Origin of the sequence: Novipirellula caenicola, from assembly GCF_039545035.1 — a bacterium.
GTDB lineage: Bacteria > Planctomycetota > Planctomycetia > Pirellulales > Pirellulaceae > Novipirellula > Novipirellula caenicola.
In genome coordinates this window covers 131,035-150,115 of record NZ_BAABRO010000011.1, presented here as the reverse complement: position 1 = coordinate 150,115, position 19,081 = coordinate 131,035, and the positions used below count along the sequence as shown (strand labels likewise).

Sequence of the window (19,081 nt, the reverse complement as noted above, 5' to 3'; positions counted from 1 at the left end):
GGGCGAAAGCGTTTTCGCCCCGCTTGTTTTCGACGGGGCTGATTTTACAGCCTCGTTTGCAGTGGGCCCTCGTTTTTGGCGGCGGGGGCGGCATAAGTGCACACAAGCTCACAACTGGAACGAGATTTAGCTTCGCCTCGACGTAACGGCGGCGGACCGATACCGGACGGTGGACCGATGTACTACAGTATCGGGTAGCTGCTGGCGCAATCGGCCCTTCAAAAACCGATCCCCTGCCAGCCATTGATGTAGACGACAAGTGAAGCCCCGACTCACCCAGAATCTCCCCAGGAGCCAGAACGATGACGACTGCGCAACGACTAAGCACCCTTTGCCTTGCCACCCTTTTTGCTGTGGTCACGCCCCATTCCTTTGCCGCCGATGCTGCGGATACGTCCGACAAAGCCGAAGCAAAGACGGTCAGCGTGTTTGGCGAGGCCGACTTGAAGGTGCCTGCTGAATTCAAAGCGACGAAGCCGCAATCGGGAATCATCGAGCATGAATTTGTTGCCAAGTCGGAAAAGAACGAAGAGGCAACGGCACGCGTGACGTTCATGGCAGCTGGTGGTGATGTTCAAGCGAACATTTCTCGTTGGAAAGGTCAATTCAGCGGCGGTGATCCCGAAGCTCAGAAAACCAAAGAGATGAAAGTCGGTAAGTGGAACGTTCACATCGTTGACGTCAGCGGAAAGTTCCAAGAACGGATGGGCGGAGGTCCCTTTTTCGGTGGCAAGACGGTCGAGCGTGAAAACTATGCCATGACCGGCGCGATCATCGTCCATCCCGAAGGCCGCAAGTACTTTGTCAAAATGGTCGGTCCTGCCGAAGTGGTTTCCGAAAACCGCGATGCTTTCGTCGAGATGATCAAAAGCATCGAAAAGTAAGGATGACACGAGGGTGGAAAAACCCTCCGCGAGTCAACCGCCGCTAATTCTCTGACGCGAATCGTTTTTTAACACAGGCCCTTTTGTAAGCATTCCGCGATGAACATCCAAAGTTTTCTTGAACATCATGGCATCCTCCGCAACCCTTTTGCTGAGGAAGATGCGCAAACGGACCCGGTGTTCAAAGAGCACTGCATCAGCAACGCGTATCACCCGATTTGGGACAAGGTCTACGGTGATCCAAGCGATCCGTCGACCTCGATCATCTTCGGGCCCAAGGGATCGGGAAAGACTGCGATGCGGTTACAGATTGACCGTCACTTGGCGCGTTACAACCACGAGAATTCCGAGCGGCGCGTTTACGTCATTCACTACGATGACTTCAATCCGTTCCTGGATCATTTCAGCGAACGGCTCAGTCGCCGCGTCAGCAAGAAGCCTGAAAAGGTGTTGGATGCGTGGCGATTGTGGGACCATGTCGACGCGATTCTTTGCATCGGCGTCACCGATTTGGTCGACCGCATGTTGGGGATCAACTCGACGGGCAAGGCCGATGCGATCGATGACGCTTCGATCCGATCATTGGATCGCACGTCAGCACGAGATTTGTTGTTGCTGGCGGCCTGCTATGACCAATCGACCGATTCAACCTTCATGTCGCGTTGGAACTCGCTGCGAAAACACCTGCGATATGGAAACATGTCGTCCAAAACGACCTTGTTCGGTGCGATTGTTTGGTCGATCTTGGCGATCATTTTTGTTGGCTGGCTGTTCCCGCCCACCACGCTTGCTGAGGGTGGCCGCGACTTGACCGCACTTTGGTTGTTGCCGCTGTTGTTGGTGATCGGTTGGTTGCCGCATTGGATCCGGGTGATCAAGTGCCAAATTGCCGCGTTGGGCATGCACCGACACATGCGAGTCGGAAAACGCGAAACCGGATCGATGCGAAAGGTGCTGCAGAGCATCCCCAAATCGGAGTTGGCCAGCCAACCGCTGCCTCGCTACGATCGCACCGACGATCGTTATGAATTGCTGCACAAGTTCCAAGGCATCCTTCGCAAACTTGGCTACACCGGAATCATCGTGTTGATGGACCGTGTCGACGAACCGCACATGACGGGCGGAAAACCCGAATTGATGCAGCGTTTTGTCTGGCCAATGTTGGACAACAAACTGCTAAAACATCCTGGCATGGGATTCAAAATGATGCTGCCTCAAGAATTGCATCGAGAAATTGAGCGTGAGACTCGAGAATTTCACGAGCGAGCAAGGTTGGACAAACAGAATGTGATCCCCGCGTTTCAGTGGACCGGCGAGGCCCTTTATGATCTGGCTCGGGCTCGCATGATGGCTTGTGCAGGCGACAACCAAACGCCTGAACCCAAAGATTTGTTTGAGGACGACGTCAGCTACCAACGGATGCTCTCGGCGTTCCAGTCGCTGCGGGTACCACGCCACCTGTTCCGGTTCCTGTACCGAGTGCTGGTGGATCACTGCAATCACTACACCGATTCGCAGCCCGAATTCAAAATCAAGGCAGAAACATTTGAATCCGCATTGGCGGTTTACGGTCGCGACAACGACCCCACGTTCACTTAGACGACGCTGACCAGGAAAATCGCCTTGTCAACCGCAGCGGACTGGGCGACGCTGCGGAGCATTTGCAGGCGGAAAATTGCGGCAAAGGCGTTCCCATCGCTACGCTCGCCAGAGCGCGGGTGGAGGCCGTCCGTTGCGAATCACCACCTTCTGGCGACGGTAGCTACCCGAAAACGCTTCGCAACGTCGCGGAATGAGGCTAGGGCTTGGTCATTAGCAATGGTTTTGGTAGGCTGTGCCTTGCGGCGACGCGTTTAAACTTAAAAATTAATTCAATCTGCGTTGGTAATGGCTTTCCATACCAACCCAATCGCAATGGAGAACGAACTAGGTGGGTACGAAACGAACGGGCAAAGGACGACGAAAAGTTGGACGTAAGAAACGCCGCATGCGAGCGAAAATTCGTCACCGCAAGAAATAATTCTCGCTGTTTTCATTAGGGCATGGCGAATGTGGGCAGCTTTACTGTCACCGCCCCCCTCTCTCTTACCCATCCGACGGACACGCTTGTCCGTCGCCGGGGCCAGCAGAGTCCTTTAGTGGACTCTTTTTTTATGCCCCTACAGTGCCTGCGGGACCAACCGCGTGGTTTTTAGCGCGGAGCGGGACGAGCTGCTCATTAAATTTCGAACGTTTTACTCGCCGCAACCGGGCGGCTTGCGCCGCACCGCTACCCAGGCAAATCGCAACAGGCCCTCCGATCTTTGCCACGCAATCGCTACGGCGACGCAGTTAGGCATCGTCGTCTAACTGTGCCAATGCGTCCTCGTACCGTTTGCGAACTTGGTCGAGATCGACGTCGACCTCCGGAAACTGAGGATCCATCTCTTCGAGCGTTTGGCAGACGATGGCGGAAACGGCGGCGTTGCGGTACCACTTTTTGTCGGCCGGGATCACGAACCAGGGGGCCGCCTTGGTACTGCATTTTTCGAATGCGGTTTCGTAGGCCTCGCGGTACGCATCCCATTGCTGACGCGCGTCATAGTCGCCCAGATTCAGTTTCCAGTGCTTCTCAGGACGATCCAGCCGCTCCTTGAAACGCTCTAGTTGCTCGGCTGGACTGATGTGCAAGTAGAACTTGACGATGCGAGTCCCATTTTCGGCAAGCAACAACTCGAACTGGTTGATCATCTCGTAGCGTTTGCTCCAAACGCGTTTGGGCACCAAGTCCTCGACTCGCACGACCAACACGTCTTCATAGTGCGATCGATTGAAGATTGACACCTGGCCGGCCGCGGGCGTGCACTGATGAATCCGCCACAGAAAGTCATGCGATCGTTCGATCTCGGTGGGCACTTTGAAGGGGAACGTACGAACGCCTTGCGCGTTGAGGTGCCCGAACACCTTGCGAATCACACCGTCCTTGCCTGCGGCATCAGGAGCCTGCAGCACAATCAGCAACGACTGTTTACCCTCGACGTACAAGCGATACTGCAAGTCTCGCATCTTGGCGATGGTATCGGCAGTAAAGTCGTAGGCGTCTTGTTTATCGTCAAAGGGGCCGTCCGGTTCGGTAGCGATCTTTTTCAAACGGACCGTCGTACCGGGTTCAACGATATGTTTTTTGACAAAATCCATCTGAAAAACCTCGTTGAATTGGACTGGAATCGCGGATCATTCAAACACGCAAGTTAGCCTCGACGTATCTCGGACCCTTTAAAGCGGATGGCGATACGAAAGACTTTTTTCTGGCGGCAATGCACCTCGCCCGTTGTCAAATCCACTCGCACCGGAATCTCATCGCGGTGCAAATCGACGCTGGCGTGAAAACCACGCTCTGAGAACACGTCAATCAGCATTTTAAGCGCGATGGGGTTCTCGAGGATCGAATTTTCAGTATTGATACTACAGTATCCTGAAATGGCATGCCGAATCACGATCGGCATCATCTTTGATTCGATCAACTCAATCACTTGATGAAACAGTTCGGTCTGCTGCATCTCGTAGGCATCAAGCCGGACGACCAGATCCCGGCGGGCATGCATGATGATGTCACTGGCGACCGGAAGATGGTTCAGCGCGTGAAAGGTTCGCGGATCGAGTTCGAGTGAACTTTGGTATTCCAATTCGCGCAGAATGTTTTCTTGCACCACCTCGAGCGGAGCTTGTGCGTTGATGAAATGGAAGTGAAAGATCTGCTTCAACGAGACGAGGGCATCGTACGTCTGTTCTTTGAACACCCGGTACCGGTTGCGAGCCAGATCGACGTTGAAATCAGTAGGCCGCTCTTCCCATAGCGTTCCGATCCCGGTGCGTTTGACCTCTTCGTTGTGCGAGATGACTTGACGGCCGCGATGCAATTGTCGCTCGATGCTCTCGGACTCTTCGACAAACAGCACCATGATGTGAAATTGTGGCTGTTTGAAATGGACGACGTGAGGCGTATCCGCGAACTCACGCCGCAACGCCTTCATTTCGTCGTACAGCATCTTCAAACATTCGACCTGCACTTTGGTTCGCGGGTAGCCATCCAAAATGGCGCCGGTGCGATGTTCGGGCTTCAGCAATTCGCGAAATAGAATGCCGACGACCTCGCGATCCCCCACCATCCCGCCTCGCGCTTTGATCGCTTCCGCTTCGGGGCTGCTTAACAGTTGGCTAACGACGATCGGCTCGGACGAAATGTCGCGAACTTTGCGGATAAAGTCCGAGTTGGTTCCCTTGCCCGCGCCGGGGGCACCGCCAAGCAGAATCAGTTCGCGGGGAAAATGCAGGTTTTCACGACCATATTCGGCCTCCAACCGCTTCCATACCGAGTTAAAAATTAACTGGGCATCTTTGACTTCCAAGTCCGTGGTCTTGATCTTTGGGTCGAGTTTTTCGGGCAAGGAAGCGCTCACAATTCGATTCAATAAAAAAATGCAGAACGGGACGATGGCCCTAGGATAACCAGTTTACCAGAACGGTCACGGCCCCTCTGCGTTGAATCGTTTTGGGCGAGAATCAGCGACGATAGATCGATTCTGCGTTGATTTGGATCATATTGATCGCCTCTTGATACTCGGCAACTCCTTTGACGACCACCGTATCCCCCTTTTTGACCCCCAGCATCGTTTGTGCGTCACGGGCAATCAATTCACCGGACTCGTCCACAAAACGCACCACCACTTTGGGTGCGTTCTTCAATTTCCGCTTGCAAAATGGACAATTGTTCGCGTGATCGGGATCGCCGGCCGCATGTTCAGCATCGGGCAATTCGGACAACACAAAGGTGGCCTTGCCCGGTTCAAACGGATCCAGATCACCGGCGTCAATTTTACCCGCCAACACGACTTCGCTAGCCGCTGCGATGTCGCCCGCCGCGTCGTTTGCCACTGAATCGCCGCTCGTTACTTCATCTGCCGCTGAATCCCCTTTGTCCGAATCGCCTGCGTCCGCATCCGCCGCCGCTTGCTGTTTGCCGCTGATGGCTTCCTTGAACTCGGTCGGGGTGATCGCCCCCGGCGGTTCGCTAGAGACCAAGAAAGGCGACGAAACCGATTCCGAATTGGAAACCGGCGAGTCGCCACACCCCACCAAGGTCAGAGCCAGGCAGACGGAGAGTGACGCGGTCAATTTGGCAAAAAGTGTCATGGATCGATTCGAAGTCAAAGTGATGACGAACGTTTAATGCTGGAGGAAGCTTGTTGGCGGAACTATTTCTTGGTCGCATCGACCAAGTCGGTAAGGGTTTTGATCGATGCATCCACCGATTCTGCGACCTCACTGTATTCTTTCCCCGCTTTTCCCTGTTTGTCGTGGACGCGTTCATCCACGGTGCCAAACGTATCAAAGAGAGACTCGATCGCCTCGGCGGCTTGTTTCTTTTGCTCGTCCGAAAGCGACGATTGATTGACCTGCGTTTCGATGTGCTCAAGCAGATGCCCAACCTCGTGTAGCGGCCCATCCGCCTGCTCGACATTCCCGGCAGCGAATCCATCGCGAATTTTGTCTCGCATCTCGGAAAGCAATTTCACGCTCTCAGCATAGCTGTCAGGCATCTCGGCTTCGTCCAAATGCACCAATGCATCGGCGTCCAACCCCGCCTTGTCCGCATCGATCACTTTGACAGCCCCATGGTCGTGACCATGATCATGACTGTGATCGTGTCCGTGGTCATGATCGTGCCCATGATCATCATGATCATGATCGTGATCGTGGTCGTCATGCCCTTGGGGATCCACCACCGCGGTTGGCGTGTCGTCGGTTGCCGGCTTGCTGCATCCCGAAACAAATGCAAGGTAACCAACGGCGACCACAGCAACGGTTAATTTGGCAACGTGTCTCATGAGTGCGTCTTTGACTTTGGAAGGTAGTTTGGGTGTGTTGTGTTTTCAGCAGGAAGCGAAAGAGGCGGCGAGGGAGGGCAGACGATTCGTTCTTGCGAAACTTCCATCCCTGAGCCGCCAAGGTAATACAGCCCACTCTGTACGATTCTCAGCGGCAATGAGTTCACCGCTCACGTCATCCCCCGCTTAGACCGTTTTCTTGCGTCGCAATCGGAGGTTGGCGAGGAACGAGGGGTGCCTCGCCACACGGTCACGGTTCATCGGAGTTGGCCGGCGTTTTCTCAGGCGAATCCTCCGTCGCCGGGGCGTCATCGGCAGCCGGTTCAGCCGTCAATTCGTCGAGAAACCGCTGCAATCGAGGCTTGTGGCTTTCTTCGGCCAATTCAATCGCTTCGGTTTGGGTCGCAATCGCAGCCGCCTTGTCACCTAACGCGAGTTGCAGATGAGCGATCGTATCCATCACAAACGGTTTCAATTCGCCTGCATTCGGCAAAATTGACTGTGTTTTCTGTAAGGTCGCACGAACCGTTTCTTGATCGTTGATTTTCCCGGCGGCGGCATAGCGTGCGACCGTCCACCCCAAACGATTGACCGCTTCTGCGTCGAGCGATTCATCATCGAGCCATTGAGTGACGTGAGCGGTCAATTCGTCCGCTCGTGATTCATCACTTGCCAACACTTGTAATTTGACCATTTTCATCTGCGACACGCGGTTGGCAAGTTTGCCGTCGGCAATGTAACCATCCAATAGCTTGAGCGCCTTGTTGGGTTTGTTGCTCCGCATCGCTTTGACGAATTCCTTGAAAACCATGTCGGCGCGCTGTTCTTCTTTGAATTCTTCGGCAAACGCTTGGCGATCCCAATCGTCGTTGACCACCTTGGCCAACGGCTCGTCCATCGACATCGGGTGACCGATCCATTCGATAAGCCCGCTTTTTCCCACGATGAAGGCGCAGGGAATCCCGCTTTGGCCGGCCGCTTCCATATACGATTTAGAGGTCGAGCGATCGGGATCGGTGGTTAGGCAATAACTGCGAGTCAGATCCTCGAACGTTTGGGCCGAGTCGTCGCTTGCCTTGGCTCCAGACACCTCGCGCTCGAGAAACTTTTCAATGGTTTCGACGGGCTCGCTACTGACGCTGACGATTTGAACCCCACGATCGGCAAATTCCTTTTGCAGGCCAACGACATGAGGCATGGCTGAGATACAAGGTCCACACCAAGTCGCCCAGAACTCCACCACATAGACCTTGTTCTTTTCGAACGTGGTCACCTCCGAAAACGCTCCATCACCATCGTGAATCCAGTACTCGATGTCCAAAGCGGGGGCTTCCGAACCGATTGTCAGCGGCTCGATCGTCGGCTCTTGGACTGTGCTCTTTTCGTCCGCGTGCTTTTCGTCTGCCTGCGTTTCTTCGAGCTGCGGCTTGCTGTCGCTGTTGTCCGTGGTTTTGCCAGCATTCTCGTTCGCCGTCTGTGCTGACACGACCGGCATGGTTGTCAATGTCAGGGGCAAACAAACGAGAAGGTTCAACAGAATCAATCGTTTCATGAAATTTCGCATCGCTCGAGGAGGGGTGGAAAATGGTGGAAGTGACGACCATCGGCGCTGGACCGAGATCGGATCCGGACCGAAATTATAGCGGCGGATTCCCAAAGTCGATGGCATCGAGCGTCGGCGGCCGAAAGGGTGACCAACGCTGCGGGGCTGGGCACCGTCCTCTCGGCAATCGCCCGCCCCCCGCTTTTGCAGCCGCATTCGGACGGCGCCGGATTCCCCGACTGTCCAACTCGAAAGCGTTAAAACCATTAGCAAGAACCTTTTTGGTCCTTTTGTGCGGATTATGCCATTTGGTTCAAGAATAGCGGTTCGCCAGACCGATGATGCTTGTGAGACAACCTGTGAACTGAATCGTTTACTGAGAAACACGCCCGAGTATCTTGACGGCGTGCTATCGAGGACTTAGACTCCAAAAGCGTTTAAGTTGAAACTAGCAAAGGGTTTAGAGCGATTACCGGAAACGGGATCGTGTTCTCAGGGAGTCACGTGTGACCAAGAAAGATATCGTGCGAACGATCTCGGAAGAGGTAGGACTGACTCAACAGCAGACGAAGGAAATTGTACAAAAGACCTTTGACGCCATTGTTGATTGCTTGGTACGAGAGCGGAGGATTGAGCTTCGAAACTTTGGAGTTTTTGAAGTCAAACCGCGAGCCGCTCGCAAAGCCCGCAATCCACGTACTGGCCAACAGGTCGAAGTTCCCAGCAAGCACGTCGTGACGTTCAAGCCGGGAAAGTACATGGAACTGAAAGTCCGCGACCTGGATGAGGAAGAAATCCGAAAAACCGAATCCGCGAGAACGGATGATCCCGCACGCCACGAAGTTCCTCTCAATCACACCGACCAAAAACCTGCCGTCAAACCAGATGCCCCGACCGGCAGCTGGGGCGAAGGCTAACTGAAAAACGCACACGAATATCTGACTTAGACCGTTCATGGAGGAACGTTCGATGCGACGAATCTTGCAACTCACCGTGCTGGCTGTAGTTTTGACCACCACGGTCGGCTGCTTTGTGCCGATCTACTCCGCTCGGCCAGAACGCCGTGTACAACAATTGCTGTACACCTCCGAAGACTTGCGTTCGCTCGTCGACGAATGGGAACGATTCTGGTTCCTCGAGTCGCCCAGCCATATGACGCCCATCCGGACGCATGGCGGGATTATGTAATCCCTTTTGCTTGATGGCTCACGCCGCTATCATTGCCGGCATGAGAAACACCAGCAAACTGCAATCGAAATTCGCGCCCCACTGCGGCGTTTCCCGGTCGCCGATCGAGGCAATCGCGATCGGCTTGATGGCGATCACGCTGTTGATCGCCGGTTGCGGAAAATCCGCCACGGATTCCGTTGAACCTGCCGCAGGGAACTCATCCGCGGTCGCGACGTCGGAGGCTGCCGAAGCAGACACCATCGAGGTTACGGTGGTGATCCAAGGCAAAGACGCAACAAAAGAGTTCACGCGCACGGACATTCCCGCCGGGGCGACCGTCGAACAAGTGATGCGTTCCATCGATGAAATCCCCATCACGATCACCGGATCCGGGGTCACCGCATTCGTCAGTGAAATCGATGGCGTTTCAACGACAGCCACCGAAGGCTGGAAATACAAGATCGATGGCGTTCATGCAGAAAAAGGTGTCGGCAGCACCGAACTTGATGCTGCGGCAACCATCACATGGGCCTTTGGTTCCTACGAAGACGAATAACCAAAGACGCGTCTCGCAATCCGCATCCGTGACGGTTACGACCGAAGTTTGCTTCGCAATTCGGGGATGATCTTTAGCGGAACAAACTTGGCCAATTGCTCGTCATCATCGCTCAGTTTTGCGATCTGTTTCAGCAGCGAACTGCTGATGTGAGCAAACCGCTCGTCCGCCATCAAGAACACGGTTTCGATGCTGGGATCTAATTGGTGATTGGCCATCATCATCGTGAATTCGCCAGCCGTGTCGGTCAGGGGGCGGATTCCACGCACCATGATGTTGGCATCGACGCTGCGAACAAAATCGACCGCCAACCCGCTAAAGACCTCGACACAAACATTCGAGAAGTCATGCGTGACATTCTCTAATAACGCCACACGCTCTTGAGGATCAAACAGTGGCGTTTTGTCGGCGTTGATTCCGATGCCGATGATCAATTTGTCAAACAAACGCGATGCCCGCTCAATCACGTGCAAGTGCCCCAACGTGACCGGGTCAAACGATCCGGTGTAAACGGCGGTATGTGGTTGTGGCATCGGTTGCTGCTTTCGGTGGTTTCAAAAGATTCAATGGAGGCGGAGAGATTTTTCCAGCAAGGTCGTTTAGCCAGTTCGATGTTTAGCCTGTTCGCTGCTTAGCCGGTTCGATGCTTAGCCAACACGTCGCTTAGCAAAACGAACGCACGACCGTGACCAATCGCTGAAGATCTTCTTCGTTATTGTAGGCATGAATACTGGCGCGAACCCCGTTGCCACGGCAACTCAGCACGACATCCTGCTCTAATCCGCGACTACGAATCGCCGCGGGTTCAGCACCGGCCACGGAAAAGTTAACAATGCCGCTGCGGTTTTTCGGATCCTCGGCAAGCGAGCTCTGGACTCCCAACTCGCGAAGCAATCCGTCCAACCGGGTTGCCAGAGTGACGACCCGATCACCAATCGCTTGATCGCCGTGACACCGCCGTACCGCCAAGAACATTTCTAAACTTGCCGACAATCCGCCCAGCCCGACCATGTTGGCCGAACCGGCTTCGAATCGCGCCGCCTCGTCACGCAATTCAAGCTTGGGGTCATTGTAATTGTACGAGTTCTTGACGCTGCCCCAGCCGACATTGCCGACGCGAATTTTCAACAAATGTTCACTGCGAATCATGGCGATTCCCGCGCCCTCGGGACCTAGCAACCATTTGTGTCCGTCGGCCGCAAGAAAATCGACAGGCACTTTTTCGAGATCCAAGGGGAACATCCCCAATCCTTGGATCGCGTCAAGAAAAACCAAAATGCCTCGCTGATGGGCCTGGGCCACCAACTCGTCAATGTCCAGCCGAAATCCGCTAGCGTAGCCAACCCAGCTGACCGCAATCATTCGCGTCGATTGATCCGCCGCTTCAATCAGATCGCTGATCCGGACCTCGCCGTTGTGACGCGGTACGATCCGCACCTCGACACCACGCGACTGCTGGTTCAACCACGGGAACAAATTGCTCGGAAACTCGCCGTCGGGAATGACGACGCTGTCGCCCGGTTGCCATGGCCAGCCCTCGGCGACGATGTTGATGCCGGTCGATGTATTTGGGACCAAACAGATTTCGCGAGGGGAACAATGGAGCAGTTCGGCCGAATCTTGCCTTAATTTCTCGTTCCGGGCCGCCCATGTGGGCCAAACAGTGTCGCCCAGTTGTGAGGCTTGGGCCAGGAAATTCGACATCGCGGCAAAGGCCGCTTGGCTGAGTGGCCCCACGGCGGCATGGTCAAAATAGGCGAATTTTGCGGTGATTGGCATCTGGCTCCGCCACCACGCCCACGGGTCCGATTGGATGGCATCGAGCCACGCCGAGGAGGAAGCGTTGTCACAATCGGACCCGATCTGCAAATTTCTTCCCTGACTTCCTGTGTTTTTTGTCGCCATTGTCCCACTCCTCGAATTAACCTGCAAAGATCATTTTTGATTTCAGAAACATCAATTTAGCTAGCAGGCCCCGGTCTGGGGAACACGGCCAAGAGTAACTATACTCTGTGTCATTCCCAGAAGCCCCCGTTTATCCCATCACGCTGCTCCATGCTCCATACACGAGGTTATTGATGCCAAAGGCGCTCTGTTTGATCAGCCTTGTGGCATCGATCCTGATTCTAGTTCTGTTTCTAGCAGATGCCGTGATGGGGCTAATAGGGATGCATGAAGTTGCTCCCATGCGATCCGCTAGCCTGCTGATGGACATCACCTTCGTCGTCATCGGCGGTGTGATGGTCTACCTGAGCTGGACCACCTATCGCGAACAGCGATAACGAGCGGCCGTCCGCCGACGCAGCAATCGATAGGGCTGCATTTCGCGGATCCCCCCAAGACCAAGCCGTTGGGGGCTGATCTCATCTACTTTGGGGAGCGCTGCGGTATCTGCGCAGTGCCGGTTAGGGTCGCGATGCTTTTTGCCGAGTAACATCGATACAGGGTTCCCCCTTATTCGCATGTCCCTTATTCGCATGGACTGTGCGGCAAATCGGTCGACACGGATCCCCCGAGGCAGCAATCCTAGAAATGCTTGCGGATCCTTCACAAAACGTTCATGTCGATCCGCTAAGATAGCCGTCATCGAGATGATCTCGTTCCATTGACCCCATTCAATGACGTCCTGCCTCGCATCCTCCGTTTCCCTGCTCAAAGTCCAACCGCTATGCGTTCACGCTTGATCCCGTTGTTTGTTTTCGTCGCTTCCGTTTCTCTGTCGCAATTGGCGTTTTCACAGATGATTGTCGCCCACCGTGGCGCGTCGCATGACGCCCCCGAAAACACCTTGTCAGCCTTTCGACTCGCTTGGAAGCAAAACGCCGACGGTGTCGAGGGAGATTTTTATCTGACGGCCGATTCAAAAATCGTGTGCATTCACGACAAAGACACCAAGCGAACGGCGGGCAAGAAAATCGTCGTCCAAGACTCGACGCTCGCCGAACTTCGCCAACTCGATGCCGGCAAGTGGAAAGACGCGAAATGGGCGAACGAGCCCATCCCAACCTTTGCCGAAGTCCTGCAAACGGTGCCCGAGGGTCGCACCTTTGTGATCGAAATCAAGAGCGACGAACGCATCGTCCCCGTTTTGAAATCGGAACTGGACCGCTTGGATCACGCGAACATCAACCTGTTGATCATCAGTTTCAATGACAAGGTGATCGCCGACTGCAAACGTTTGCTTCCGAACGTGAAATCGCATTGGTTGACCAGTTTCAAACAGAACAAGGCCACCGGCAAATGGACTCCGACCGCAGACCAGATCGCCAAGACCGTCAAAAAATCGGGCGCCAGCGGCGTGGGCATGCATGGAAACACCCAAGTCATCGATGCGGCCTTCATCGCGGCGATGAAGCAGGGCGGGTGTGACGAATTCCACGTTTGGACGGTCGATTCGCCCGCCGACGCCAACTACTTTTCCAAGCTGGGCGCCTTTGGCATCACCACCAATCGACCGGCGTTCATTCGCGAAGCTCTGGAAACAAAAACAGCAGCGAACTAGCAGGCCCCCCAACGAGCCGAACCGTGAAGACGCGGACTGCGACGAAACGCTTCGCGAGCTTCGCAGTGCCTTAATTCGCGGCGTTTTCGTTTCGCGATGCTAGATTCATCGGTTGATGGCCGCGCAGGAATTCCTCGGCGGCCATCTCGCGTTTTCCCGCCGGTTGTAAACGCACGATTTGCACCCAATCGTCTTGCGAGGCGACCTTGAAACGTCCTTCGCCGTCCACTTCGACGGTGCCCGGGGATACCCCGGCGGGCACGGCGTCGAGCCGCTGGACCTGTTTGATGGCGACGCGAATCGGTTCGTCTTTTCCGGCCACGGGAACAAAACAGAATGCGATCGGCCAAGGCTGCATGCCGCGAACATGGCAATCGATCATCCGAGCTGGTTGGTTCCAATTGATTTCCGCTTCCGCTTTGGATAACCGAGCGGCGCGGGTGACTTTGGTTTTGTCTTGCGGCGTACCAATCGGGCTGGATCGATCCCACGTTGACAACAATTCAACCGCCTCGAGTGTCGCCTGGACACCGATTTTCGCGAGTCGGTCCTCAAGTTCGCCGGCAGTCTCATCGTCCGCGATCGGCGTCTGACGCGTGGCCAAGATCGGACCTCCGTCGAGCCGCGGCGTCATATGAATCACCGAAACGCCCGTCACCGCATCACCGCTAAGCAGGGCACGCTGGACGGGCGCCGCGCCGCGATAGGCGGGCAACAGCGACCCATGCAAATTGATCCCTCCAAGCGGAGCGGTCGCCAATGCCGCCGGCTTCAAGATTTGCCCATAATCACAGACGACCAACAAATCGGCAGCGACGCGGTTCAGCCGCTCGACTGCGGATTCGTCATTGATGCAGGGCGGATCAAACAACGGCAAATTGTTTTCGGTTGCCCATTGCCGCACAGGCGACGGCGGAGCCCCCTTGCGACTTTTGACGGGCGGTTGTGGGCGAGTGACCACCAAGACGAACTCGTGACCGGCGGCCCGCAACGCTTCCAAGGACGGAACCGCAAACGGACCGGTCCCCATCGCAATGATTCGCAGCTTGTCCGAATCAGGCATATCGCTCTCTCCATTGGTCCAAACGTGCCAACAGATCGGCATCCGACGGGATCGCGCCGGCCGATTGCTTGGACCGGAAATCGGTTTCCAGTTCGTCCAACGCGCCGGCGAACTCGTTGCGTCCTTCGTCACTCATCCGATCAAAAAACAGCACCCCATCAAGGTGGTCGTTTTCGTGTTGCAAGACACGTGCGAGGAACCCGTCGACGTTGCGTTCGATGGAATTCCCATTGATGTCATACGCACTCAACCGGATCGCCTTGGGACGCTTCACTTGGCCGTAGATTCCCGGCAAACTGAGACACCCTTCCTGTTCGGATTCGTTCCCCCGCGGCATCTGCAGTTCGGGATTGATCAGCACCAATTCCTCGCCTTCGCCTTTGACGCCCGACGCATTGACGACAAACATGCGTAGCGGCAGATCGACTTGGTTGGCGGCTAATCCCACGCCCTGAGCCGCATACATCAAATCGAGCATTTCGTTGGCCAAGTCCTTCAGCGCCTGGTCGACGCGTCGGATGGGAGAGCTTTTCACACGCAACGTAGGGTGCGGGTAGGGGATGATGCTGAGCGACATGAGCAGATTAGGGGGGACGCGAAGGAAGCCGATACCTTTGAAATTGATCGCTAATTGGCAGTAGCGCAAGGGTAAAGCATGATCGAAAAGGCTCACTTTGGGCAGGGGACTTTGCAAAACCAGGGCGAAACGCCGACTAGACAAACCGCATCGATTGGGGGACCATTTGCCCATGCTAAACCAACGAACCAGCGAACTATTCATGCAACTCGCAGCCGACGCATCGTCGCTGCAGTGCGTGGTTTCGGAGATTGGCGGCGGATCGGTCCTGGACGCCGGCATTCATACTCGCGGTTCACTTGGCGCCGGAATCAACCTCGCGCGATTGTGTATGGCTGGGAAGGCCGAAATTATGATCGCTCCGTGCGACGCCGCGGTGTTGGGCAGCAACAATGCCGTTTTTGTCTGCACCGACGAACCCGTCAAAGCATGTTTGGCAGCCCAATATGCCGGATGGCCTGTGCAAACGGATCACTATTTCGCGATGGGCAGCGGTCCAATGCGAGCGGCGCGAGGCCGTGAAGCAACGCTATTGGAACTGGATTTGGTCGAATCCACCGACACCGTGGTCGGAGTCCTCGAGTCGGACCAATTGCCCGACGCCGAAGTGATCGCAATGATCGCGGAACAGTGCAGCGTCGCCGCCAACCAAGTCCGTTTGGCAGTCGCACCGAGCAGCTCGCTCGCAGGCAGTGTGCAAGTCGTCGCGCGTGCCATTGAAACCGCAATGCACAAGTTGCATGAACTAAAGTTTGACGTCACCAAAATTGTCTCGGCCACCGGCCATGCTCCGCTGCCACCTCCGGCAAAACCAGGCGACATGGTTACCGGGATCGGGCGGACCAACGACGCCATCCTGTATGGAGCCACGGTTTCGCTGTGGGTCGACTGTGACGATGACGCTGTCGAAGCGATCGCAGCCAAAGTGCCGAGTCACACGTCGGGCGATCACGGGAAACCGTTTGCCGAAACGTTCAAACAATACAACTACGACTTTTACAAAGTCGACCCAATGTTGTTCAGCCCCGCTGTGGTAACGATCCATAACCTGCAAAGCGGTCGAAGTTGGAATCACGGCAAAATTGCCACCGCAGTGCTTCGTCAATCGTTTTCATCATGACGGGCAAGCGATTTCTAGTGCTTGGGTGCGGCCAGGGTTGGCATGCGAACCAACTGCGAAACGCCGCCGCCCAACTCGGTTGCGAGCTTCACGGATGTGACTATGAATCGCTGTTTGCTTCGATCCATCACGCGGCCTCGCCCGACCGCAATGCGGTCGATCTCGGTGCGGATGGATTTACTGCTACCGCAGTTTCGATCGACCAATACGATGCTGTCTTGGCCCGTACGATGCCGGCGGGCTCCCTCGAAAAGATCACCTTTCGACTTGCCATCCTGCATGCGTTAGCAAGCGATTGCGACCCGAGCAAACGTCCCGCTTCAGTGGTCAATTCACCACGAGGCCTCGAGATCGCGATCGATAAATTTGCCACGCTCGCTCATGTTCGCCGGCTTGGTTATCGAGTCCCTGAAACCATCGTGGTGCAGTCGCGGCCCGAAGCGATCGCAGCATTCGAGCGACTCGGCGGCGATTGCGTGGTCAAGCCGCTGTTTGGCGGCGAAGGACGCGGAGTGATGCGAATCCAAGACCCGCAGTTGGCGTGGTACACATTTTCGACACTCCAACAACTCGATGCCGTGTTTTACATCCAGGCGTTTGTTCCCCCTGGTGGACGCGACACCCGGTTATTGGTGATCGGAGATCATGTCATCGCCGCCCGCCGTGAGAACCTTGGCGATTTCCGCACCAATCATTCCCATGGCGCGACGACGACGCGAATCCACCCCAGTTGCGAACAGATCGCGATGGCCAAACAAATCACTGCGTCGATGGGATTGAGCTTTGCCGCGGTCGATCTGATCGATTGTGACGACGGCCAGCCGCGAGTGTTGGAAGTGAACGCGGTTCCCGGATGGAAGGGACTGCAACAAGTCTGCAGCGAGAATATCGCCACGCTGGTGATTCAAACGCTGATCGATGCGTGCCAGGATGCTCCGCACGAATCGACGAGTGAACTGACGATCAAGAGAACCCTACCGACGCCTGATCCCCATGAGGCCACGTCATGACCAGCCAAGTCAAAGATGGTAACGTCGCCGCCCGTTTGCGAATCATCCGCAGCTTGTCACCAGGCGGGATTGCGATTGCCGAACCAAGCGGGCCTCCGCGATCCGATGGATTGCGTCAGTATGAACTGACGACTTTCGAGAACCTCGACCAACGCAGTGACGAAATCGCTCGCGGGCTAATCGCTTGGGGCGTCAAACCGGGCATGCGATTGGCGATGCTGGTCCCGTTCGGCGGCCAGTTTATCGAACTTGTCTTTGCGTTGTTGAAAGCCGGCGTGGTCGCGATCTTGATCGATCCCGGTATCGGCCGCAAACATTTGGTGAAATGTCTCAGCGAGTCTCGTCCCGATGGGTTTGTCGGCATCCCCAAAGCCCAAGCGATTCGCAGCGTGCTACGCAGCCGTTTCCCGCAAGCCAAATGGAACGTCACGGTCGGCAAACGCTGGCTGTGGGGCGGACAAACGCTTGATCAAATTGCCAAGCGAGGCCGAGAAGCGTCCGGCGACATCCTGCCGACAGTCGAGCGAACCGACGCGGCGGCAATCATCTTTACCACCGGCAGCACCGGGCCGCCCAAAGGGGTGTTGTACACCCACGGTACGTTTCATGCACAAATCGACCGGATTCGCGAGCGCTATGACATTCATCGCGGTTCACGGGACTTGGCCTGTTTTCCACTGTTCGGATTGTTCGATGCAGTGATGGGGGTGACCACGATTATCCCCGACATGGATCCCACACGCCCCGCTGATGTGAATCCGCAACGGCTCATTGAAGCTGCGACGCAGTGGGAAGTCGACCAAGCGTTTGGATCGCCCGCCCTTTGGAACACGGTCGTCCGTTGGTGCGAAGCCAACAAAGTCGAGCAACCGTTTCCAACGCTTCGGCGTGTGTTGTCGGCCGGAGCCCCGGTTCCCGCCGCAACGCTGACCAAGCTTCGCAGTTTGCTCGATCCCGAAGTCAATATTGTCACCCCTTATGGGGCGACCGAAGCGCTTCCAATCGCCTCGATCGAATCACGCGAAGTGATTGCCGAAACGGGACCTGCTGCGGCCAAAGGCAAAGGGGTTTGCGTCGGCACCCGATTTGAAGGAGTCCAGTGGCGTGTGATCAAAATCAATGACGGTCCGATGACTCAGATCGACGAGACCGAAGAAATGCCGCAGGGCAAAATTGGTGAACTGATGGTTTCCGGGCCAATGGTGACCACCGAGTACGTCGTCCGATCCGATCAAAATGTGATGCACAAAATTCACGATGGCGACCGCGTTTGGCATCGTATGGGCGACGTCGGCTACTTGGACTCGCGAGATCGATTCTGGTTCTGTGGCCGCAAAGCCCATCGGATCGAAGCGGGTAATCGCACGCTGTTCACGATCCCCTGCGAATCGATCTTCAACTCGCATCCTCGCGTTTACCGTTCGGCGCTCGTCGCCCGCGGCGAACGTCCCAACCAAACGCCGGTGGTGATGATTGAGACCATAGATTGCCGGCAAAACAACGGCAAACCGATTGCCGACGCGGAAAGTCTTCGCAAGGAACTACTCGAATTAGCCGCTCGCAATCCGATCACACGCCGGATCGAAGAGATCATCATTCGCCGCACGCCATTGCCGGTCGATATCCGGCACAACAGCAAGATTTTCCGCGAACGATTGGCCGAGGAATTGCAAGCCGAAAGACGATAATCGGAGTCACAATTTCGCAAGCGATAGCGTGGTTCCGTTTTGGCGGCAACGATGATCGAGAGCTCTGCTTCGGTCGCCGGATCTGCGTCACCATTGCGACT

The 19,081-nt window shown here is 55.6% G+C and carries 19 protein-coding genes; 10 read left to right on the top strand and 9 right to left on the bottom strand.

Features of this window, described 5'->3' with window-relative positions:
• Nucleotides 1-302: 302 nt before the first annotated feature.
• Entirely contained in the window at nt 303-884 is a 582-nt protein-coding gene (locus tag ABEA92_RS19915; RefSeq protein WP_345685604.1) for a hypothetical protein, read from the top strand.
• 99 nt (nt 885-983) lie between these two features.
• Nucleotides 984-2,483, top strand: a complete 1,500-nt coding sequence (locus tag ABEA92_RS19910; protein WP_345685603.1) for a hypothetical protein — start codon at nt 984-986, stop codon at nt 2,481-2,483.
• Nucleotides 2,484-3,215: 732 nt separating this feature from the next.
• Here ABEA92_RS19910 and ABEA92_RS19905 read toward each other — a convergent pair.
• The 5 genes from ABEA92_RS19905 to ABEA92_RS19885 all read right to left on the bottom strand — a co-directional run bounded on the left by ABEA92_RS19905 (nt 3,216) and on the right by ABEA92_RS19885 (nt 8,303).
• The gene (locus ABEA92_RS19905) at nt 3,216-4,061 is read right to left on the bottom strand and encodes a polyphosphate kinase 2 family protein (RefSeq protein WP_345685602.1); all 846 of its coding nucleotides are present in this window, start codon (nt 4,059-4,061) and stop codon (nt 3,216-3,218) included.
• Between the two features lie 53 nt (nt 4,062-4,114).
• Nucleotides 4,115-5,323 carry a nucleoside monophosphate kinase gene (locus ABEA92_RS19900; protein ID WP_345685601.1) on the bottom strand — a complete coding sequence of 403 codons (1,209 nt, stop codon included), beginning with the start codon at nt 5,321-5,323 and terminating at the stop codon, nt 4,115-4,117.
• 103 nt (nt 5,324-5,426) lie between these two features.
• Nucleotides 5,427-6,056, bottom strand: coding sequence for a hypothetical protein (locus ABEA92_RS19895; protein WP_345685600.1), 630 nt, complete (start codon nt 6,054-6,056; stop codon nt 5,427-5,429).
• 62 nt (nt 6,057-6,118) lie between these two features.
• Nucleotides 6,119-6,751, bottom strand: a complete 633-nt coding sequence (locus ABEA92_RS19890; protein ID WP_345685599.1) for a hypothetical protein — start codon at nt 6,749-6,751, stop codon at nt 6,119-6,121.
• A gap of 250 nt (nt 6,752-7,001) precedes the next feature.
• Entirely contained in the window at nt 7,002-8,303 is a 1,302-nt protein-coding gene (locus tag ABEA92_RS19885; RefSeq protein WP_345685598.1) for a redoxin domain-containing protein, read from the bottom strand.
• A 497-nt stretch (nt 8,304-8,800) separates the two neighbouring features.
• Between ABEA92_RS19885 and ABEA92_RS19880 the strand changes: the two genes are divergently transcribed.
• The 3 genes from ABEA92_RS19880 to ABEA92_RS19870 are packed head-to-tail and all read left to right on the top strand — an operon-like array spanning nt 8,801 to nt 10,020.
• Nucleotides 8,801-9,211 (top strand): HU family DNA-binding protein, encoded by a 411-nt coding sequence (locus tag ABEA92_RS19880; protein WP_425572467.1) that lies wholly within the window; start codon nt 8,801-8,803, stop codon nt 9,209-9,211.
• A 52-nt stretch (nt 9,212-9,263) separates the two neighbouring features.
• A complete protein-coding gene (locus tag ABEA92_RS19875) occupies nt 9,264-9,482 on the top strand; it encodes a hypothetical protein (RefSeq protein WP_040771334.1) in 219 nt (72 codons plus the stop codon).
• Between the two features lie 13 nt (nt 9,483-9,495).
• Nucleotides 9,496-10,020 carry a DUF4430 domain-containing protein gene (locus ABEA92_RS19870; RefSeq protein ID WP_345685597.1) on the top strand — a complete coding sequence of 175 codons (525 nt, stop codon included), beginning with the start codon at nt 9,496-9,498 and terminating at the stop codon, nt 10,018-10,020.
• A gap of 35 nt (nt 10,021-10,055) precedes the next feature.
• Here the strand turns inward: ABEA92_RS19870 and coaD are convergent, their stop codons facing one another.
• On the bottom strand, nt 10,056-10,553 hold the full coding sequence (gene coaD, locus ABEA92_RS19865; protein WP_345685596.1) for a pantetheine-phosphate adenylyltransferase: 498 nt from the start codon (nt 10,551-10,553) through the stop codon (nt 10,056-10,058).
• Between the two features lie 130 nt (nt 10,554-10,683).
• Nucleotides 10,684-11,925 carry an aminotransferase class V-fold PLP-dependent enzyme gene (locus tag ABEA92_RS19860; protein ID WP_345685595.1) on the bottom strand — a complete coding sequence of 414 codons (1,242 nt, stop codon included), beginning with the start codon at nt 11,923-11,925 and terminating at the stop codon, nt 10,684-10,686.
• Between the two features lie 173 nt (nt 11,926-12,098).
• On the opposite strand from ABEA92_RS19860, the gene ABEA92_RS19855 reads away from it, so the two are divergent.
• Nucleotides 12,099-12,302, top strand: a complete 204-nt coding sequence (locus ABEA92_RS19855; RefSeq protein WP_345685594.1) for a hypothetical protein — start codon at nt 12,099-12,101, stop codon at nt 12,300-12,302.
• 386 nt (nt 12,303-12,688) lie between these two features.
• Nucleotides 12,689-13,522 carry a glycerophosphodiester phosphodiesterase gene (locus ABEA92_RS19850; RefSeq protein WP_345685593.1) on the top strand — a complete coding sequence of 278 codons (834 nt, stop codon included), beginning with the start codon at nt 12,689-12,691 and terminating at the stop codon, nt 13,520-13,522.
• A gap of 70 nt (nt 13,523-13,592) precedes the next feature.
• Here the strand turns inward: ABEA92_RS19850 and fmt are convergent, their stop codons facing one another.
• On the bottom strand, nt 13,593-14,585 hold the full coding sequence (gene fmt, locus ABEA92_RS19845; RefSeq protein ID WP_345685592.1) for a methionyl-tRNA formyltransferase: 993 nt from the start codon (nt 14,583-14,585) through the stop codon (nt 13,593-13,595).
• Nucleotides 14,578-15,162: a peptide deformylase gene (gene def / locus ABEA92_RS19840; protein ID WP_345685591.1), complete on the bottom strand. Its 585-nt coding sequence runs from the start codon at nt 15,160-15,162 to the stop codon at nt 14,578-14,580. Before def ends, fmt begins: the two co-directional genes overlap by 8 nt.
• 172 nt (nt 15,163-15,334) lie before the next feature.
• On the opposite strand from def, the gene mch reads away from it, so the two are divergent.
• From mch to ABEA92_RS19825, 3 genes are read left to right on the top strand one after another with little or no spacing between them, the layout of a single operon-like run.
• Complete coding sequence (mch, locus tag ABEA92_RS19835) at nt 15,335-16,282, top strand: methenyltetrahydromethanopterin cyclohydrolase (protein WP_345685590.1); 948 nt, start codon at nt 15,335-15,337, stop codon at nt 16,280-16,282.
• A complete protein-coding gene (locus ABEA92_RS19830) occupies nt 16,279-17,292 on the top strand; it encodes an ATP-grasp domain-containing protein (RefSeq protein ID WP_345685589.1) in 1,014 nt (337 codons plus the stop codon). Before mch ends, ABEA92_RS19830 begins: the two co-directional genes overlap by 4 nt.
• Nucleotides 17,289-18,980, top strand: a complete 1,692-nt coding sequence (locus tag ABEA92_RS19825; protein WP_345685588.1) for a fatty acid CoA ligase family protein — start codon at nt 17,289-17,291, stop codon at nt 18,978-18,980. Before ABEA92_RS19830 ends, ABEA92_RS19825 begins: the two co-directional genes overlap by 4 nt.
• Nucleotides 18,981-19,081 lie beyond the last annotated feature (101 nt).

Coding starts and splice junctions, on each gene's coding strand:
- mch (WP_345685590.1), top strand. CDS start 15,335: ATGCTAAACCAACGAACCAGCGAACTATTCATGCAACTCGCAGCCGAC.
- ABEA92_RS19915 (WP_345685604.1), top strand. CDS start 303: ATGACGACTGCGCAACGACTAAGCACCCTTTGCCTTGCCACCCTTTTT.
- ABEA92_RS19850 (WP_345685593.1), top strand. CDS start 12,689: ATGCGTTCACGCTTGATCCCGTTGTTTGTTTTCGTCGCTTCCGTTTCT.
- ABEA92_RS19825 (WP_345685588.1), top strand. CDS start 17,289: ATGACCAGCCAAGTCAAAGATGGTAACGTCGCCGCCCGTTTGCGAATC.
- ABEA92_RS19860 (WP_345685595.1), bottom strand. CDS start 11,925: ATGGCGACAAAAAACACAGGAAGTCAGGGAAGAAATTTGCAGATCGGG.
- ABEA92_RS19870 (WP_345685597.1), top strand. CDS start 9,496: ATGGCTCACGCCGCTATCATTGCCGGCATGAGAAACACCAGCAAACTG.
- def (WP_345685591.1), bottom strand. CDS start 15,162: ATGTCGCTCAGCATCATCCCCTACCCGCACCCTACGTTGCGTGTGAAA.
- fmt (WP_345685592.1), bottom strand. CDS start 14,585: ATGCCTGATTCGGACAAGCTGCGAATCATTGCGATGGGGACCGGTCCG.
- ABEA92_RS19905 (WP_345685602.1), bottom strand. CDS start 4,061: ATGGATTTTGTCAAAAAACATATCGTTGAACCCGGTACGACGGTCCGT.
- ABEA92_RS19855 (WP_345685594.1), top strand. CDS start 12,099: ATGCCAAAGGCGCTCTGTTTGATCAGCCTTGTGGCATCGATCCTGATT.
- ABEA92_RS19910 (WP_345685603.1), top strand. CDS start 984: ATGAACATCCAAAGTTTTCTTGAACATCATGGCATCCTCCGCAACCCT.
- coaD (WP_345685596.1), bottom strand. CDS start 10,553: ATGCCACAACCACATACCGCCGTTTACACCGGATCGTTTGACCCGGTC.
- ABEA92_RS19895 (WP_345685600.1), bottom strand. CDS start 6,056: ATGACACTTTTTGCCAAATTGACCGCGTCACTCTCCGTCTGCCTGGCT.
- ABEA92_RS19875 (WP_040771334.1), top strand. CDS start 9,264: ATGCGACGAATCTTGCAACTCACCGTGCTGGCTGTAGTTTTGACCACC.
- ABEA92_RS19830 (WP_345685589.1), top strand. CDS start 16,279: ATGACGGGCAAGCGATTTCTAGTGCTTGGGTGCGGCCAGGGTTGGCAT.
- ABEA92_RS19890 (WP_345685599.1), bottom strand. CDS start 6,751: ATGAGACACGTTGCCAAATTAACCGTTGCTGTGGTCGCCGTTGGTTAC.
- ABEA92_RS19885 (WP_345685598.1), bottom strand. CDS start 8,303: ATGAAACGATTGATTCTGTTGAACCTTCTCGTTTGTTTGCCCCTGACA.